General features: G+C 42.2%; 9 protein-coding genes and 14 tRNA genes. 8 read left to right on the top strand and 15 right to left on the bottom strand.

The genetic code is table 11. From position 1 onward, the window contains the following. Positions 1–2 precede the first annotated feature (2 nt). The 14 genes from PQR79_RS09315 to gltX all read right to left on the bottom strand — a co-directional run bounded on the left by PQR79_RS09315 (position 3) and on the right by gltX (position 9,980). A complete protein-coding gene (locus tag PQR79_RS09315) occupies positions 3–1,376 on the bottom strand; it encodes a sigma-54-dependent transcriptional regulator (RefSeq protein ID WP_238102946.1) in 1,374 nt (457 codons plus the stop codon). Positions 1,377–1,378: 2 nt separating this feature from the next. Then, positions 1,379–3,175 (bottom strand): sensor histidine kinase, encoded by a 1,797-nt coding sequence (locus PQR79_RS09310; protein ID WP_238102947.1) that lies wholly within the window; start codon positions 3,173–3,175, stop codon positions 1,379–1,381. 90 nt (positions 3,176–3,265) lie between these two features. Beyond that, positions 3,266–4,663, bottom strand: a complete 1,398-nt coding sequence (locus PQR79_RS09305; protein WP_238102948.1) for a TRAP transporter large permease — start codon at positions 4,661–4,663, stop codon at positions 3,266–3,268. Further along, the gene (locus PQR79_RS09300) at positions 4,663–5,319 is read right to left on the bottom strand and encodes a TRAP transporter small permease (RefSeq protein WP_238102949.1); all 657 of its coding nucleotides are present in this window, start codon (positions 5,317–5,319) and stop codon (positions 4,663–4,665) included. The genes PQR79_RS09305 and PQR79_RS09300 overlap by 1 nt, the downstream gene beginning before the upstream one ends. 63 nt (positions 5,320–5,382) lie before the next feature. Further along, on the bottom strand, positions 5,383–6,402 hold the full coding sequence (locus tag PQR79_RS09295; protein ID WP_238102950.1) for a TRAP transporter substrate-binding protein: 1,020 nt from the start codon (positions 6,400–6,402) through the stop codon (positions 5,383–5,385). A 450-nt stretch (positions 6,403–6,852) separates the two neighbouring features. Further along, positions 6,853–6,928, bottom strand: a tRNA-Ala gene (locus PQR79_RS09290). Between the two features lie 36 nt (positions 6,929–6,964). Continuing rightward, positions 6,965–7,040: transfer RNA gene (locus PQR79_RS09285), tRNA-Glu, on the bottom strand. 107 nt (positions 7,041–7,147) lie between these two features. Beyond that, positions 7,148–7,223 (bottom strand) — tRNA-Glu (locus tag PQR79_RS09280). Positions 7,224–7,331: 108 nt separating this feature from the next. Next, positions 7,332–7,407, bottom strand: a tRNA-Glu gene (locus PQR79_RS09275). Positions 7,408–7,516: 109 nt separating this feature from the next. Further along, positions 7,517–7,592 (bottom strand) — tRNA-Glu (locus PQR79_RS09270). A gap of 275 nt (positions 7,593–7,867) precedes the next feature. After that, positions 7,868–7,943: transfer RNA gene (locus PQR79_RS09265), tRNA-Glu, on the bottom strand. A 107-nt stretch (positions 7,944–8,050) separates the two neighbouring features. After that, positions 8,051–8,126: transfer RNA gene (locus tag PQR79_RS09260), tRNA-Glu, on the bottom strand. 264 nt (positions 8,127–8,390) lie between these two features. Then, positions 8,391–8,466: transfer RNA gene (locus tag PQR79_RS09255), tRNA-Ala, on the bottom strand. 104 nt (positions 8,467–8,570) lie between these two features. Next, on the bottom strand, positions 8,571–9,980 hold the full coding sequence (gene gltX, locus PQR79_RS09250; protein WP_238107543.1) for a glutamate--tRNA ligase: 1,410 nt from the start codon (positions 9,978–9,980) through the stop codon (positions 8,571–8,573). Positions 9,981–10,366: 386 nt separating this feature from the next. On the opposite strand from gltX, the gene PQR79_RS09245 reads away from it, so the two are divergent. The 6 genes from PQR79_RS09245 to PQR79_RS09220 all read left to right on the top strand — a co-directional run bounded on the left by PQR79_RS09245 (position 10,367) and on the right by PQR79_RS09220 (position 11,012). Further along, positions 10,367–10,442: transfer RNA gene (locus tag PQR79_RS09245), tRNA-Val, on the top strand. 42 nt (positions 10,443–10,484) lie between these two features. Continuing rightward, positions 10,485–10,560, top strand: a tRNA-Val gene (locus PQR79_RS09240). A 31-nt stretch (positions 10,561–10,591) separates the two neighbouring features. Next, a tRNA-Val gene (locus PQR79_RS09235) sits at positions 10,592–10,667 on the top strand. Between the two features lie 43 nt (positions 10,668–10,710). Further along, a tRNA-Val gene (locus PQR79_RS09230) sits at positions 10,711–10,786 on the top strand. 32 nt (positions 10,787–10,818) lie between these two features. Continuing rightward, positions 10,819–10,894: transfer RNA gene (locus tag PQR79_RS09225), tRNA-Val, on the top strand. 42 nt (positions 10,895–10,936) lie between these two features. Then, positions 10,937–11,012: transfer RNA gene (locus PQR79_RS09220), tRNA-Val, on the top strand. 192 nt (positions 11,013–11,204) lie between these two features. Here the strand turns inward: PQR79_RS09220 and PQR79_RS09215 are convergent. Beyond that, positions 11,205–13,034: an ABC transporter ATP-binding protein gene (locus PQR79_RS09215; RefSeq protein WP_238107544.1), complete on the bottom strand. Its 1,830-nt coding sequence runs from the start codon at positions 13,032–13,034 to the stop codon at positions 11,205–11,207. A 245-nt stretch (positions 13,035–13,279) separates the two neighbouring features. Here PQR79_RS09215 and PQR79_RS09210 point away from each other — a divergent pair, with 245 nt between their 5' ends. Further along, positions 13,280–14,809, top strand: coding sequence for a DNA-3-methyladenine glycosylase 2 family protein (locus PQR79_RS09210; RefSeq protein WP_238107545.1), 1,530 nt, complete (start codon positions 13,280–13,282; stop codon positions 14,807–14,809). Positions 14,810–14,813: 4 nt separating this feature from the next. Further along, positions 14,814–15,335: a methylated-DNA--[protein]-cysteine S-methyltransferase gene (locus tag PQR79_RS09205; protein ID WP_238107546.1), complete on the top strand. Its 522-nt coding sequence runs from the start codon at positions 14,814–14,816 to the stop codon at positions 15,333–15,335. Positions 15,336–15,380: the final 45 nt, after the last annotated feature.

The raw sequence follows: 15,380 nt of genomic DNA, 5'->3' as shown, positions 1-15,380 counted from the left end.
GATTAATTGTCGATAAATTGTTTACGGTCTAGATCGTATTTGCGCATTTTGTCATACAAAGTCTTTCGCGGTAACTCCAGGTGTTCCATGGTCAATTTTATGCTGCCCTTATTGTGATTTAACGCATCTTCTATCAATAAACGCTCAAAAAATTCCACCCGTTGTTGTAATGACATGCTGGTATGCATAGTGGTGTGGTTCTCTAAATTACCGGCAAAAGCGGCTTCTGCACCTAACAATACGTAGCGCTCAGCTAAGTTGCGTAACTCACGAACATTACCCGGCCAGTCATGGGATGTCAGTACCATGGTTTGCTGAGCCGTTAAGGCTATTAACGCTTTATGGTAACGAGTAGAAGCTATTCGAGCGAAATGCAAAAATAGCACTGGAATATCTTCAAGCCGCTCCCTAAGTGGCGGGATCGCTATTGTCACTAAATTTAAGCGGTAGAGTAAATCTTGTCTAAATTGCCCTTGTTCACATAACTGTTGCAGGTTTAATTTGGTAGCAGCAATGACGCGTATGTCTAAATCGATGGATGTGTTGGAGCCCAAGCGTTCTACTTTACGATCTTCCAATACCCTGAGTAATTTTACTTGCAAAGACATTGGTGTGCTTTCGATTTCATCTAAAAACAGGGTCCCACCATTGGCGTATTCGAACTTACCAATGCGGCGCTTATCGATACCAGTAAATGCTCCAGATTCAGCACCAAACAATTCACTTTCGATTAAATTCTCAGGAATAGCACCACAGTTTATGGCCACGAAATTGGCTTTATTACGGTAGCTGTGATCATGTAAATAACGGGCGACAAGCTCTTTGCCTACGCCGGTTTCGCCTTCGATCATAATGTCGGCAGGGGTATCGAGTACTTGGTCGATTAGATGACGCATCTTTTTTACGCCTGGACTACTGCCAAGAATACGAGGCCCAGGTGCAATATGTGACTCAAGCTCGCGCTTTAATTTACGGTTCTCTAGAGTTAATGCGCGTTTGTCTAAGGCGCGTTTAGTGACATCGAGAATATGTTCATTGTTAAAGGGTTTTTCTAGAAAGTCATAAGCGCCTTTTTTTAAAGCATCAACAGCCATAGCAATGTCGCCAAATCCTGTTAACAGCACAACCGGTAAATCGTTATCTTGCTGTTTGAGTTGCTGTAATAGGCTTAAGCCATCAAGTAAGGGCATATTGACGTCAGAAATAATAATGCCAGCCCAGTTTTGTGTAATGTGGCTTGCAATGGCTTGCGGATCAGTTATTGCTAATGCATTAATGCCTTCTAACTTAAATAATTGTTGTAATACTGTGCCGATATGCGGTTCATCATCAACAATAATGACTTGATAGTCATTGATGTCTTGTATTTGGGTCACGTTTACACTTCCTCACGTAAATAAAGCGGTAAAATAATGTGGAAAATAGCGCCGCCTTGTTGTGCATTTTCAACAGTAATTGAGCCTTGCATTGATTCAATTATGCGTTGAGATATTGATAACCCTAGCCCTAATCCTTGGCGTTCGCTAGTGGTGTAGTAAGGTTCAAAGATTTTACTCATTTGACTTTGTCTTACGCCGGGACCACTGTCTTGAATGCTTATGTTTACTTTAGTATCGCAATATACTTCGATATGTAAGCGTCGGTCTTTAGATTGTTGCATAGCCACAATAGCATTACTCATTAAGTTAACCAGCACTTGTTGTAATCTCACGCTGTCGCCCCAGATTTGACACCTGTCTTTAAGTAGGGCTAATGACAGCTTAACGCCTTGTTTGTCCATTTCAGGCTGAACAATCGTTAGTGCTTGCTCTATGGATTGATTGATATCTGTTGCATTATCTTTACCCTGAGATTTGCGAGTAAAACTTTTAAATTGGGCAATAATATCGGCAAGCCTATCGGTGAGCTCTATCATGATATTAATGTTGCTGCGGGCGTCTTCAATCATATTACGCCCGATAAACGTTTGGGTGTTTTGAGCGTAACTTCTTAATGCCGCGAGTGGTTGGTTAAGTTCATGGTTAATACTGGCTGATAAGCTACCAATAACCGTGAGCTTTGCCGCTTGAATTAGCTCATCTTGGGTATCTTTTAACTGGTTGTTTGCTTGTTCTAACTCTAGCGTCCTCTCTTTAACTCTCTGTTCTAGTTGGTTTTGTGCTTGGCGCATTCTTATAAAATTGCGTCTGCGCTCTAAACTATATAATACAAATAATGCGAGCAACGAATAAAGTGTGGCGGCCAATAACAATATGGGGGGCAATGACTCATAAAGAGGTGTCATAGGGGCTAAAATATGCACATTCCAATTGGCATTGGGCATATTTTGATGGTGTTCTAGGTATTGCTCTTGGCCGTCAATGGATGATATTTGGTATACTTGGGGATTATTTGACTCACCTGACGCGAATTGGGGCACAAGATTAAGTTCCCCAATAGGCCTGTTGGCATAGCGTTTTGAGGCATTGAGCGCGAAGCGTTTTGATTGTGATAGCGGGGTGAGTGAGTTAAATCGCCAACTGCTCATGCTTGATAAAAAAACAATGTTATCTGGGTCGCTGATCATAAACTCATATTGGCTGGCAATGGCAATGCCGCTGCTTTGCTGTTCAATTAAACTAATGTCGACTTTGACAACAATGACACCTAATACCACGCCTCTATGATAAACCGGATTAGCAAAGTAAAAGCCTCGCTTATTTGATGATGTGCCCACGGCATAATAGCGACCAGACCTGCCAGAAATCGCCTCGATAAAATAAGGTCTAAATGAATAGTCCTGATTGATAAACGAGTTTGGTTTGTCCCAATTACTGGCGGCTATAGCAACTCCCATTGCATCGGTTAAATAAATATCTGATGACTCAGTAACTTGTTGCAATTCAGACAAGTATAGATTCAGTTTGTTGATAACTTGCGGGTTTTGTTGGTCTAGCAAACTTTGTTCAAAAATGGGGTTTTGGGCGAGCACTGCTGGGATATTTTCGTAATGACCAAGAGCATCGTCAATAAAAATAACTAGCTCATTTATTTGCTTTTCAGATTGATTAGCTATGGACTGTGTGCCCTGCTCAAGCCAATACCAGTGTGTCACTTTTAACGTCAGTAACAAACCAATAATGACCATAACGCTAACAACTATTTTGCGCTTTTTGATAGTCGAGAATGACAACATGCATATTCCCAAGTGGCGATGTAATTATAGTGTTGAATTAAAACGAGCCTTAATGTGTTAAGGCTCGTCTATAATACGCCAATTATCCAGCTAATAGCCGTTTAATTTGTCTATGTATTCAGGTAAAAACAATGAAATTTGTGGAATATAAGTAATTAATATCAAGAAACCAAGTAGTAAAACTAACCATGGTAAACATGACTGAATAACCCACCCCATGCTTTTTCCTGTGATCCCCGCTGTGACAAAGAGGTTGAGTCCTACGGGGGGCGTGAGCATGCCTATCTCCATATTCACCACCATAATAATGCCTAGGTGGATTGGGTCAATGCCTAACTGTGTTGCAATGGGGAATAAAATCGGTGCCATGATGAGCAAAATTGCCGATGGCTCCATAAAGTTACCTGCTGCTAACAACAGTAGGTTCACGATAATTAAAAAGCCCCATGCTGGTAGTCCTAAGCTGACGATAGCTTCAGCAATGATGTGTGGAATACGTTCAGTGGTTAGTACGTGAGCAAACAACATTGCATTGGCAATAATGAATAGCAACATAATGCTGACTTTGGCACCATCGCGCACAACATGGCGGATCTCTCTGTCAGCAGGAGTTTTAATCACCGCAAGCAGCATATGACCAATATTACGTAATGATGCGCCAATGATAGATTCACGCTGATTACGCCAAGCTACATTTTTTAGTGGGCCTATATCACGATAACCAAATACCGCAATAAAATAAGCATATACACAAGCCACTGCAGCGGCTTCAGTAGGACTGGCTACACCGCCGTATATCGATCCAAGAACGATAAATATCAGAGCTAAGCCACCAAAGGCTTTCGCACTTGATATTGTTAGCGCTTTAACGCCGGGAAACGGCCGAGAAGGTAGCTTTTTAATGCGGGCAACGATGTAAATCGCTAGCATTAAAATTAAGCCCATCATTAAGCCCGGAATAAGCCCCGCCATAAACATTCTGGCGGCAGATACTTCAGTTGCGGCAGCATAAACCAGCATCACAATAGACGGTGGGATCAAAATACCTAAAGTGCCGGAGGTGGTAATCACACCGGCTGCAAATTTCTCAGGGTAACCGGCACGAACCATACCGACGATAACAATAGAACCAATGGCTGCAACTGTTGCGGGAGATGAGCCTGACACAGCAGCAAATAGCATACAAGCCATTACAGATGCCATCGCTAACCCGCCACGGATATGGCCAACACTGTCCATAGCAAAATCAATTATCCTCCTTGCCACGCCCCCAGTAGAAAGGAACGCTGAAGAGAGAATAAAAAATGGAATAGCCAGTAAGGTGTAATGTTCAGATGTTGATTCGTACAGTTTTAATGCTATTGAGGCAAGTGAGTCATTAGAAAATAGCAAAATGGTTAGCATGCTTGAAAAGCCTAACGCGATAGCAATAGGCATACCTATCATCATGCAGATAAGTAGAGTGATAAATAATGTAGCAATAGTCATTATTTGGCGTCCTTATCATTTTCTTTTTGTTCTGATGATGTTGATTTTGCAGCCTCATCAATTAAGTGCATGCTATCTTTGGCTTCATCAGCAAGTTGAAACCCAACAGCTTGATTTTTTAATATGGCAATAAATAACTCTATAAAACGCCAGGTTAACATTGAGAAACCAATCAATAAGATACTTTGAGACAACCAGATTGGTACCGCGCCATCTTCAACATCGATACGCCAGGTTTCCCACGCATAATCAGGGTCTAATTGATGAATCAACCATGCTGGAAAGTCGATATCTTCCATTGGAATACCAATTTGGTACATTTGACTTAAGTATTCCCAAGCGCCTTTTAAAAACAGCCCGCAGTAAACAAGGCAGCATAGGCATGCAAAGATAGCGACTATTTTTTGTGGCTTACCTGATAGCTTAGATACAAAAGCATCTACGCCGATATGTGCGCCGACTTTAACCCCATAAGACATGCCAAATAGCACAAACCAGCCGCATAGGGTGAGCGTTAGCTCCTGTATCCATAAGAAGCCAGTATTAAAGAAAAAGCGCGCAATCACTTCGCCAAATACAAGTAAGGTCATCATTGTGATGAGTAGATTGAGAAGGCCTTCCTCAAAATAACCAAATAGTCTGGAAATCACGGTCATACTCCTTGAATAAGAAAGGGAGGTACTGACCCGTTAGGGTCAGTACAGGATTAAGGATTAAGACTATTTAGTGTTTGCTGCTTGTGCTGCATCGATCATATCTCTACCAATTTGATCTTCAAACTTCGCCCAAACAGGCTTCATTGCATTAACCCATTGCTGACGAGCTTCTGGTGTTAAGGTCACAAGTTGTGAACGGTTTGAATCAAGAATAGCTTGTTTGTCTTCATTGCCTTTTTCTGAAGCAATTTTATTACCAAGGGCAATCGCTTCATCAAGAGAAGATTTAAAGACAGCACGTTTGTCAGCAGGAAGGCCTTTCCAGAAGGTATTTGATGTCACAACCATGTAATCTAAAACACCATGGTTACTTTCAGTAATGTGACTTTGCACCTCGTAGAATTTCATCGAATAAGTATTTGACCAAGTATTCTCTTGACCATCAATCGCGCGAGTTTGCAGTAAGGTAAATACTTCTGAAAATGGCTTTTTAACAGGGATAGCGCCTACTGCATCAAATTGAGCGGCAATAACGTCTGATGCCATGATGCGGAATTTTTTGCCGTTAGCATCTTTAGGTAAGTTTAGTGGGTCATTGGCAGAAAACTGCTTCATGCCATTATGAAGATAACCTAAACCTACGATACCTTTACGGTTCATCGCATTTAATAGTTTTTGGCCAGATTCTGATTGTTGAAAACGGTCAACCGCGTCCATGTCTTCAAACAAGAAAGGTAAATCAAAAATTTGCAGTTTTTTTGTGTAGCGTTCAAATTTTGATAGTGATGGCGCAACAAACTGTACGTCGTTTAAAAGCAATGCTGCCAGTTCATTATTGTCGCCAAATAATTGCGAGTTAGGAAATACGTTAACAATATATTCTCCAGGTAAACGTTGTTCTATTAACTCTTTAAATTTAAGGGCCATTTGACCTTTTGGGGTGTTTTCTGCAACAACGTGTGAAAATTTAATTTCTACAGGTTCTGCAAATACATTAAAGCTTGCTGTCAGTATTGAAGCGGCAGTGGCGAACTTTGCAATTGATTTAAATGTGTGAGTTAGGGTACGGGTCGATTTTTTCATGAGGTTTAGCTTCCTTTTTTTAGTGTTATATATTCCTCACGGTGAAGACTTGTTCCAGAACAAGCACTCCATAAACGCGTTATGAGGATATATAGACATAGCAAACTGTAGGCCACAATGTTAATTTTTTGTAACCTCATGATAGTTATTAACTTTAATTTAAGTGTGCATATGTTGATATAGTGGTTTGTGTGGGATGTCACACAAAATAATTGTACCTATGGGTGGAATGTCACACAATTGAGGTTGGTGTTATTACGCTCTCATTTTTTAGGTGTGTTGATATCGTGAATTGATTTGCTAGATACCTGAGCCGTGCGATATGTTGCTGGTGTAGAGCGAAATTGGGATGATATCGCTTAAAATCATATTTCTAATAGGCACAAAAAAACCACCATGAGGTGGTTTTTTGTTTCGAATACATATCAATATGTACGAATACCAATTTAATGGTGGAGCTACACGGGATCGAACCGTGGACCTCTTCACTGCCAGCGAAGCGCTCTCCCAGCTGAGCTATAGCCCCAAATTCTAGCTAATAAAAACTAAAACTTGAATAATATGGTATCCCATAGGGGATTCGAACCCCTGTTACCGCCGTGAAAGGGCGGTGTCCTAGGCCTCTAGACGAATGGGACACAGTTGATACGTTATACTCTGTATCGAGTGAATACTCATCAATGTCTGTAGGCTAAACATCAATGCTATCGAATCGTTAACTTTACAGTCAACCACTCAAAAAAAGTGGTATCCCATAGGGGATTCGAACCCCTGTTACCGCCGTGAAAGGGCGGTGTCCTAGGCCTCTAGACGAATGGGACACAGTTGATACGTTATACTCTGTATCGAGTGAATACTCATCAATGCCTGTAGGCTAAACATTAATGCTATCGAATCGTTAACTTTACAGTCAACCACTCAAGAAAAAGTGGTATCCCATAGGGGATTCGAACCCCTGTTACCGCCGTGAAAGGGCGGTGTCCTAGGCCTCTAGACGAATGGGACGCCGGTCTTACGTTTAGACTCCGTAAGGGAGTGAATACTCATCAATGCCTGTAGGCTAAACATCAATGCTATCGAATCGTTAACTTTACAGTCAACCACTCAAAAAAAGTGGTATCCCATAGGGGATTCGAACCCCTGTTACCGCCGTGAAAGGGCGGTGTCCTAGGCCTCTAGACGAATGGGACACAGTTGATACGTTATACTCTGTATCGAGTGAATGCTCATCAATGCCTGTAGGCTAAACATTGGTGCTAATTGCTACAAAACAACAAGGATTCGAACCCCTGTTACCGCCGACTCTTTATAAACCAAAGTGGGCGATGTCCTAAGCTCTATTTCTAGACAAATGGGACACAGTTGATACGTTATACTCTGTATCGAGTGAATACTCATCAATGCCTGTAGGCTAAACATTAATGCTATCGAATCGTTAACTTTACAGTCAACCACTCAAAAAANGTGGTATCCCATAGGGGATTCGAACCCCTGTTACCGCCGTGAAAGGGCGGTGTCCTAGGCCTCTAGACGAATGGGACACAGTTGATACGTTATACTCTGTATCGAGTGAATACTCATCAATGCCTGTAGGCTAAACATCAATGCTATCGAATCGTTAACTTTACAGTCAACCACTCAAAAAAAGTGGTATCCCATAGGGGATTCGAACCCCTGTTACCGCCGTGAAAGGGCGGTGTCCTAGGCCTCTAGACGAATGGGACACAGTTGATACGTTATACTCTGTATCGAGTGAATGCTCATCAATGTCTGTAGGCTAAACATTGGTGCTAATTGCTACAAAACAACAAGGATTCGAACCCCTGTTACCACCGACTCTTTATAAACCAAAATGGGCGATGTCCTAAGCTCTATTTCTAGACGAATGGGACACAGTTGATACGTTATACTCTGTATCGAGCGAATACTCATCAATGCCTGTAGGCTAAACATCAATGCTTTTATCTACTTAAAGATTGTTAAGTAAGTGGTGGAGCTACACGGGATCGAACCGTGGACCTCTTCACTGCCAGCGAAGCGCTCTCCCAGCTGAGCTATAACCCCTTTCTTACTTAATGCTTTTGGATATGCAACCAGAATTAACTGATGTCATGTCTCAACTGCGAGGCGCATTCTATGCAGCATACCCAAAAGTGTCAACTCGTTTTTTAGGAATTTATTCTATCTGCTACAAATTCAATCGCTTTGGATATTCTTTGTGCAGATCTTTCTTTTCCAATTAAGAACAAGGTTAAATCTAATGCTGGAGACTGTCCCGCACCTGTAACCGCGACGCGTAAAGGCATACCGACTTTACCCATACCTACATCAAGTTCAGTTGCCGTAGCCTCGATCACTTGGTGAATGGCTTCAACACTCCAGTCATTCAGCTCAGCTAATTTCTGATTGAACAATGTTAATGGTTCTAATGCGACACCACGAAGGTGTTTTTTCGCTTGAGCTTCATCGAACTGATCAAAGTCTTCGTAGAAATAACGACTCGAAGCGGCTAACTCTTTTAAGGTCTTAGCGCGTTCAGATAATGCGGTGACGATATCAGCAAGAGCAGGGCCGTTGCTGGTATCAATCTTTTGATCATCCATATGCCACTGTAAGTGTGATGCGACATAAGCTGGATCAAGTGACTTAATATAGTGTTGGTTCAACCAAACTAGCTTATCAGTATTAAATGCAGAAGCCGCTTTGTTAATATCATCTAATTTGAACAGTGTTTTTAACTCTTCCATTGAAAACACTTCTTGATCGCCATGTGACCAACCTAAACGAACAAGATAGTTCAACAGTGCTTCTGGTAAATAACCGTCATCACGGTATTGCATTACGCCAACAGCACCATGGCGTTTAGATAATTTGGCACCATCATCACCTAAAATCATCGATACATGAGCGTATTCAGGAATTGGCGCACCTAATGCTTTAAGAATATTGATTTGACGTGGCGTGTTGTTGATATGATCTTCACCACGTACAACACAAGTAATCCCCATATCCCAATCATCAACAACAACGCAGAAGTTATAGGTTGGCACACCATCAGTGCGCTTAATGATTAAATCGTCAAGCATATCATTTGAAATTTCGATACGGCCGCGGACATGATCGTCAAATACTACGCTACCTTCGATTGGATTTTTGAAACGAATAACAAAGGGTTCGTCAGTATCGCGTGGAGCCAAGTTACGACAGCAGCCATCATACTTTTGTTGTAAGCCCTGTGCTGCTTGTTCCTCACGCATGCTTTCTATTCGTTCACGTGAGCAATAACATTTATAAGCGGTACCGTTGTTCAGCATTTGATCTATGATTTCATTGTAACGATCAAAGCGTTTTGTTTGGTAATACGGGCCTTCATCCCAAGTTAGTCCTAACCAGTTCATACCATCAAGAATGGCATCGCAGGCTTCTTGAGTTGAACGTTCAATATCGGTGTCTTCAATACGAAGGACAAACTCACCGTTGTTAGCACGAGCATGTAACCATGAATAAAGTGCAGTACGAGCACCACCTACATGAAGAAAACCAGTTGGACTTGGAGCAAAACGCGTCTTAGTAGTCATAATCGGACACTAACCTATTTATAAACGTCTAAATAAAGACAAACAAAAATGTGGCGCTATTCTAACAGCCAAACTCGGTAGTTGAAATGGTGCGCACTCAAACCTAAGACAGATTTTAGTTTTTCTGTGCGGATAAGCGCCTAAATTGACTTGTAGTATGCCTACTTCGTATTAACCCATTGTGACGCACTATAGGGCGTAATGCTATTAGCTAATAATGAGTAAATTAAGAAATCGAACCGGTATTTATTTTTAATTAAGATTAGGCCAATCTGTTGATTAACAAAGCGTCAAAGCGAACAATTTTAGTCCGACTAGCATTTTTTTAATTAAAAAGCGTTGACAGGTTTTACTTGCCCCCTATAATACGGCCCCACACAGCATGAGGTCGCTTAGCTCAGCTGGGAGAGCACCTCCCTTACAAGGAGGGGGTCACTGGTTCGAGCCCAGTAGCGACCACCATATCTTCATTGATGAAGATATTCTTATGTTGATTACATCCCAGGTCGCTTAGCTCAGCTGGGAGAGCACCTCCCTTACAAGGAGGGGGTCACTGGTTCGAGCCCAGTAGCGACCACCATGTAATCTGATAAATGATGTGTAGAGTCCCAGGTCGCTTAGCTCAGCTGGGAGAGCACCTCCCTTACAAGGAGGGGGTCACTGGTTCGAGCCCAGTAGCGACCACCATTTCTCTAAAAAAATGTGTTGGACTCAATCGTAAAATATCCCAGGTCGCTTAGCTCAGCTGGGAGAGCACCTCCCTTACAAGGAGGGGGTCACTGGTTCGAGCCCAGTAGCGACCACCATATTTTGCATGTTTCATATATTGATATTCCCAGGTCGCTTAGCTCAGCTGGGAGAGCACCTCCCTTACAAGGAGGGGGTCACTGGTTCGAGCCCAGTAGCGACCACCATATCAATTTTTATAACATAAATTTGTTCTGCGTTATATCCCAGGTCGCTTAGCTCAGCTGGGAGAGCACCTCCCTTACAAGGAGGGGGTCACTGGTTCGAGCCCAGTAGCGACCACCATATCTTTGTTATACCTTCTAATTTAATCCCGCTACTATCTTTCTTAGACAACTGCAAACTTATTTTGCTCACTTAATCTTGTATAGAGCGTTCTAATATTGCTTCTTGCGATCTCATTTTTTTAACTTTCTTGATTTTCGGCCATAAAAAAGCCACTCAAATTGAATGGCTTCTATTAAGTAAGTGACGACTTTAATCCAACCCTAAGAAACCACCTGTTTGATGGGCCCAAAGTTGTGAGTAAATACCATTGGCTTTAATCAACTCTTGGTGGGTGCCTTGTTCTACAATTTTACCTTGGTCTAATACAATTAAGCGATCCATTGCCGCAATGGTAGATAATCGATGCGCAATGGCAATAACCGTTTTACCTTCCATGAGTTCGTATAACGACTCTTGAATTGCCGCCTCTACCTCAGAATCGAGTGCAGAGGTGGCTTCATCGAGCAGTAATATAGGTGCATTTTTGAGCAGCACCCTGGCAATTGCGATACGCTGACGCTGGCCACCAGACAGCTTAACACCACGCTCACCTACTTGTGCATCTAAGCCTTTATTTCCAAAGGGATCGGTTAAGGTATCGATAAAGTCAAATGCTTGCGCTTGGGTAATGGCGGCCATTAATTGTTCTTCGCTAGCGTGAGGGTCACCATACAGAATATTTTCACGAATAGAACGGTGTAATAACGACGTGTCTTGGGTGACCATACCGATATTGGCGCGCAATGAGTCTTGGGTGACATCGGTTAGGGGTTGATCATCAATAAGAATTTGCCCTTGTTCAACATCATGAAAACGCATTAATAAATTAACTAATGTCGACTTCCCTGCGCCTGAGCGCCCCACTAGTCCTACTTTTTCTCCAGGCTTGATGTGCAGATCTAATGACTCAATAACGCCTTTTTTCTCACCATAATGAAAACTCACTTGATTAAAGTCTATTTTACCTTGATCAACCATAATATCTTTGGCGTCTGGTTTATCTTCAATCGCAATGGGTTTTGATAAGGTATTCATCCCGTCGGTAACCGTACCAATGTTTTCAAAGAGTGAACTAATTTCCCACATGATCCATTGAGACATGCCATTTAAACGCAGCGCTAAACTGACGGCGACGGCAATAGCACCAACGGTAATGGCGTTATCTGCCCAAAGCCAAATTGATACCGCAGCAATGGTAAATGCTAATACATAATTAATGATTTGTACTGCTACGTTAATCACGGTGACTAAACGCATTTGGCCATAAACAGTGTCTAAAAACAGGCTCATACTATCGCGGGCATAATCTGCTTCTTGCTTAGTGTGAGAGAATAATTTAACAGTAGAAATATTAGTATAACTGTCAACAATTCGGCCCGTCATGGTTGAGCGGGCATCAGCTTGTTTGGCTGAAATGGCCTTTAATTTAGGCACTAATTTCCATTGGATTGCAATATAGGCAAATAGCCACACCAGCATAGGTAACATTAACCGTAAGTCGGCGCTGGCAATCATCACTAGCATTGAGGTGAAGTAAATTAGGATGTACATCAATACATCTAATAGCTTCATGACGGTTTCGCGCACCGCTAATGAGGTTTGCATTACTTTGGTGGCAACACGGCCTGCAAAGTCATCTTGATAAAAGCCAATACTTTGTTTAAGTAAGTAACGATGAGCCTGCCAGCGAATGGCCATCGGGTAATTACCCAATAATGTTTGATGCACGATTGAGGCATGCAGCCAGACAATCAATGGGATTACAATTAACACAATCACAGACATACTAATGAGGGTAACGTGCTCGTCTTGCCATAAGGTTTGTGGGTTTTTAGTGACTAACCAATCGACTAACTTACCCATAAAGCCAAATAATGACACTTCTAATATCGCTAGCGTGGCCGTTAATATCGACATTACAATTAAAGGTTTGCCAAAGCCGCGAGTATAATGACGACAAAATGCATATAAGGTTTTGGGCGGTTGTGTCGGCTCTTCTGGCGGTAACGGTTGTGTTAAGGATTCAAAAAATTTAAACATCTAATGCTCTATCATCCATAGTGAGGTTTCTGCTGCTAGGATAGCGTATATACGTCAAATGTAATGCGTTAAATTGTTACTATTAATCTACTAATGAAGTTATAAAACGATTCAGTTCCGTTTTCCGCTAGTCGCAACGCAGTCATTTAGGTAAAGTCTGTCGATACGTAAAAAAGCACTTTTTAGCGCAATATGGATCTTATGCTAAGCGTTAACCTGCAATGATACAGGACCTTGGAGAGCAGATGGCGAGTGAGCAAAAATCAGTAGATTGTCATATTACACCGCAAGTGTGTCAGCAAGCTCGTTTGAGTCGCGATGCTCGTTTTGATGGCCAATTTTTTACCGGCGTACTCACTACAGGTATTTATTGTCGTTCTATTTGCCCTGCACCAGCGCCGCATGAAAAAAACGTCCGCTATTTTGACTCCGCCATTAAAGCCGCTAATGCGGGGTTGAGACCGTGCTTACGTTGTCGTCCAGATAGCGCACCACGCTCCAATGCGTGGCGCGGTACCCAGACCACTCTTCATCGAGCATTAACGTTAATTGAGCAAGGTTTTCTTAATGGTGATAATGCCGCGTCAATAACTGAACTTGCTGAAAAATTAGGTATAACGAGTCGTTATTTGAGCCAATTGTTTAATCAGCAATTAGGGACTTCGCCAAAACGTTTTGCCCAATATCAGCAATTGATGTTTGCCAAACAGTTATTGCATCAAACCTCTTTGTCGATAACCGACATCGCGATGGCCGCGGGGTTTAATAGTATTAGGCGCTTTAATGAAGTGTTTCAGCAACACTTGCAGCTAACGCCCTCGGCTATCCGTAAGCAAAGTCATTCAATTATTACTAAGCAAGTGACAAGTGATAATCCATTGATGTCCGTTAACCCTATTACGTTAACCTTGGCGTATAGGCCACCACTAAATTGGCCCAAGATGTTGCAGTTTTATGCTTTTCGTCAAGTGGAGCATATGGAGGCGATTAGTGATGACGGCTATATGCGCAGTTTTTCATTTGATGGTATTAATGGTGTTTTTGTTGCTAAGCACAATCACAATAAACCTCAGTTAGATGTGTGTATTTATTTTGTTAATGCTCAAAACATTAAGCATTTACACAAAGTCGTTCTGAAAATTCGTGCCATTTTCGATCTTGACGCCGATATGCAAGTTATTGAACAGGCTCTCCTGCCAATGACTTCACTTGGGGCTAATATCGATGTTGGCCTTAGGATCCCTGGAACTGGTAATGTGTTTGAAGCTGCATGTCGAGCAGTATTAGGCCAACAAGTGAGCGTGCAACAAGCCACTAAATTACTCAACACCTTAGTAAAACACTATGGTGAAGCGCTGAGTCTGAATGGTAAAACGTGGCGATTATTCCCGACACCTACGGCGATAGCCCAAGCATCGCTCAATGAATTAAAAATGCCTGGTGCACGTAAGTTAGCTTTAAACGCACTTGGGCAGTACGTTGCCCAATACCCAGACTCAACTCCACAAGATTGGTTGTCGGTTAAAGGGATTGGTCCATGGACTGTGGCTTATGCACAAATGCGAGGGCTTAGCGAGCCAGACGTGTTTTTAACGACAGATTTAGTGATCAAAAATAAGCTATATGCATTGCATCAATTGGCACAGCGTCCGATTGAGTCAACTAAGTCCTATAGTCAAATTGCCAAACACATTAGCCAACAAGTTAGCCCTTGGGGCAGCTATTTAACGTTTCAGTTGTGGGATAATAATCCCCTCAATTCAATAGAAGAATAAAAAGATGTCTATACCTCAAGTACAATCGCTCGTGTCTAGCCCTGTGGGGCTGCTGTCACTAAAAGCTTCAGAGCATGGTCTGACACATTTGCAAGTTTATGATTTGGCTCAACTTAACCCTATAGTTGAGATTGAATCTTCAGTCAGCCTCTTGTCTGCTACAAATGAAGCGTCTTTACAGGCTCAACAACACATTAAAAACACCGTGGTGCAATTAGCAGAATATTTTGCCGGTACTAGACAAACCTTTGATATACCGTTAGCTCCTAAGGGGACCGAGTTTCAGCAACAAGTGTGGCGAGCGTTGAGTGAGCTACCATTTGGCCAACAATGTAGCTATAGCGATATTGCCAATGTCATTGGTAGACCAAAAGCTGTGCGTGCGGTTGGGGCAGCAAATGGCGCCAATCCTATAGCGATTATCGTTCCATGTCATCGGGTGATTGGTAAAGGCGGTAAGCTAACAGGGTATGCTTATGGGTTAGACATGAAACAATGGCTTCTTAACTTAGAGACGACACAATAAAGTTAGGTAATTTATCTGACTGATGCACTAAAGTGCGGTAAAATG

Origin of the sequence: Shewanella metallivivens, from assembly GCF_028750675.1 — a bacterium.
Lineage (GTDB): Bacteria > Pseudomonadota > Gammaproteobacteria > Enterobacterales > Shewanellaceae > Shewanella > Shewanella metallivivens.
This window is presented reverse-complemented; position numbering and strand designations above follow the sequence as displayed.

What these genes read in the sequence shown, in the direction of transcription:
- PQR79_RS09310 (WP_238102947.1), bottom strand. Translation starts at nt 3,175, where the DNA reads ATGTTGTCATTCTCGACTATCAAAAAGCGCAAAATAGTTGTTAGCGTT.
- PQR79_RS09305 (WP_238102948.1), bottom strand. Translation starts at nt 4,663, where the DNA reads ATGACTATTGCTACATTATTTATCACTCTACTTATCTGCATGATGATA.
- PQR79_RS09300 (WP_238102949.1), bottom strand. Translation starts at nt 5,319, where the DNA reads ATGACCGTGATTTCCAGACTATTTGGTTATTTTGAGGAAGGCCTTCTC.
- PQR79_RS09295 (WP_238102950.1), bottom strand. Translation starts at nt 6,402, where the DNA reads ATGAAAAAATCGACCCGTACCCTAACTCACACATTTAAATCAATTGCA.
- gltX (WP_238107543.1), bottom strand. Translation starts at nt 9,980, where the DNA reads ATGACTACTAAGACGCGTTTTGCTCCAAGTCCAACTGGTTTTCTTCAT.
- PQR79_RS09215 (WP_238107544.1), bottom strand. Translation starts at nt 13,034, where the DNA reads ATGTTTAAATTTTTTGAATCCTTAACACAACCGTTACCGCCAGAAGAG.
- PQR79_RS09210 (WP_238107545.1), top strand. Translation starts at nt 13,280, where the DNA reads ATGGCGAGTGAGCAAAAATCAGTAGATTGTCATATTACACCGCAAGTG.
- PQR79_RS09205 (WP_238107546.1), top strand. Translation starts at nt 14,814, where the DNA reads ATGTCTATACCTCAAGTACAATCGCTCGTGTCTAGCCCTGTGGGGCTG.